The sequence below is a fragment of the Bacillus cereus group sp. BceL291 genome (genome assembly GCF_051776705.1).
GTDB lineage: Bacteria > Bacillota > Bacilli > Bacillales > Bacillaceae_G > Bacillus_A > Bacillus_A cereus.
This window is the reverse complement of sequence record NZ_JBPWAP010000183.1, coordinates 1-2,681: the sequence shown is the minus strand read 5'-3', so window position 1 is coordinate 2,681 and position 2,681 is coordinate 1. Positions and strand designations below refer to the sequence as shown.

Here is a 2,681-nt window from a genome sequence, read left to right as displayed (position 1 = left end):
TGTGCGACACGTTCCTAACTGAAAAGGTTAGGCGCTGATTCAATATTCAGCAGAACTATTATTTCGAGAAGTCAAATGATAGGGTAACGCCTTGAAGGGCTTCCTCTGATACTCCGACATGCAGCATACAAAAGATAAGCCTGTAGTTGTGTGAAGCTCGGTGAAGTCGGCTGAGAGCTACCGTTAAAGTATCTCGATACTACGAAAACTGTCCAGCGGTGGATGGTGTAGCCTATAGGCCGGGAGTCTAAAAAGCACTCATGGGTAGAATGGATTCAACAAAACCAACGGGTAGGCAGAATCTGACGAATCTTCGAATGTACGGGTCTAGAACGATGACACATAGAAATGTGTGTGCCACGAGCGTGGTGCTGATGTGGATGAGTAAAAATAGTTGTTATGAAAGTCCATATGTCGTTATAGGCGACATCAAGTCAGTAGGCTTAAAGGAGAACCCTAAAAGTGTTATGCATAGATAGAAATAATGGAACGTGGAAAGCCACCAACATGGAGAACTTATCTTCGAGGAAGTGTTTGAAGGGAAGGTGTTTGTGAGATTAGCAAACGTATAACCTTCATTTATGGTGGTGAGAGTGATGGCATAGTACCGGTGAAGCAATGGAAACATTGCAGAGGGATAGCCATTAGTCTGATGAAAGATTGACCAACCGTTTCAACAAGCTACGCAGTCGAATTATAAGGTTCTTGTGAGACTAAAAAAGGTAAACTCTGAAAGGAGATCCGACTTATAAAGAAAACTGAAAAGCTTAGACACGCTGAATATTATGATATGCAGTCTACACTAGATGACTTGTATCAGCAAAGTCAAAACGGTAACAACTTTTATAAATTAATAGAGCTTATGAAGATGGATGAAAACATACGTTTAGCATATCGAAATATAAAAAGAAATATGGGAAGTCTGACAGCTGGAACAGATGGAATGACAATTAATGATATTAAAATGCTTTCAACGGATGAAGTGATAGAAAAAGTAAGAACGATGTTTGGTTGGTATGAACCACAATCTGTAAGACGCGTATTTATACCAAAACCAAATGGAGACCGTAGACCTTTAGGGATACCAACCATATGGGACAGATTATTTCAGCAATGTGTATTGCAAATATTGGAACCAATATGCGAAGCGAAATTTCATAATCATAGTTACGGTTTTCGCCCTAACCGAAGTACACATCATGCACTAGCGAGAATGAAATCTTTAGTGAATAGAAAAGGAAACGGATTTCACTACTGTGTGGATATAGACATTAAAGGTTTCTTTGACAATGTGCATCATGGAAAACTTCTAAAGCAATTGTGGACGATAGGTATACGAGATAAGAAATTACTTTCTATCATTTCAAGACTACTGAAAGCAGAAATTGTAAATGAGGGTGTTCCTCAAAAAGGTACTCCGCAAGGAGGAATACTAAGTCCGCTTCTATCTAATATCGTACTCAACGAATTAGATTGGTGGGTAAGTAACCAATGGGAAACGATAAAGACCTCACATCCATATAAGGGAAATAGTGAAAAATATCGAGCACTAAAGAAAAGCAAATTAAAGGAATGTTTCTTAATTCGATATGCAGACGATGCAAAAATATTATGTCGTGATTATGTAACGGCTTTAAAAATGTTTGAAGCAACAAAAGACTTTCTTAGAACACGCCTACATCTGGATATTAGCCTTGAAAAATCAAAGATTATAAATTTGAGGAAAAAAGCGAGTCACTTTTTAGGCTTTACAGTTAAGGCAAATAAGAAAGGAAACAAACATGTGGCTCATAGCAGAATGTGTGTAAAATCCAGAAAACATGCGTATAGCAAGCTGAAAAAGGCTGTTAAAGATATAAGCAGAGAACAAACACCAGAATCAGTATGGCGATTTAACACGACTGTAATGGGAATACAAAATTATTATTCAGCCGCCACACATATTAATCACGATCTAGATCACATGAGTTGCCATCTCATAAGAACACTCTATAATCGACTGAGGCGAGATTGGAAAAAAGCCACTAAGAGTGACATGTCGACTGTATTAAGGAAAAGATATAAACGATACAATCCTAAATTGTATAAAATCAAAGACATCGTATTACTACCTATCCATGCGCAGAAGCACAAACCGGCTAGAAATTTTACTCAGTCTATCTCAAATTATACAAAAGAAGGTAGAGAGAAAATACATGATACGCTAAAAGCCGTAGATAGGGAGACACTCCGACATGTACAGCGTTTTTATATGAAGCATCGAACAGTAGAATACAACGATAACAGAATTGCAAAGTTTATTGCACAGTATGGAAAATGTGCAATTACGAAACAAGAAGTTGGATTAGTAGGTTGGCACTGTCATCATAAAATTCCGTTGGAATTTGGGGGACAGGACAATTATGAAAATCTCGTAATTGTACTAGAAGACATACACTTAGCAATTCATAGCGATGATTCAGATAAGGCAAAATCAATCTTAAATAAGTACGACATTATTGAAGATAAGAAAGTGATGTTTGACAAGCTCAGAATATCAGCGCGTCGACATCCTATCTTTGCTTCAATACAAAAGTTGGTCAATTGAATTAGATGGAGCGCCGTATGAGGTGAAAGTCTCACGTACGGTGTGAAGTGGGGGAAAAGGTGGAGATGATGTCAAAACCTTACCTATCACTATT

1 protein-coding gene is annotated in these 2,681 nt (G+C 37.8%); it reads left to right on the top strand.

What is annotated here, in order from left to right; genetic code table 11:
• Positions 1-790: 790 nt before the first annotated feature.
• Positions 791-2,587 carry a group II intron reverse transcriptase/maturase gene (ltrA, locus tag ACS2CR_RS33835; protein ID WP_153603176.1) on the top strand — a complete coding sequence of 599 codons (1,797 nt, stop codon included), beginning with the start codon at positions 791-793 and terminating at the stop codon, positions 2,585-2,587.
• Positions 2,588-2,681 lie beyond the last annotated feature (94 nt).

What these genes read in the sequence shown, in the direction of transcription:
- ltrA (WP_153603176.1), top strand. Translation starts at nt 791, where the DNA reads ATGCAGTCTACACTAGATGACTTGTATCAGCAAAGTCAAAACGGTAAC.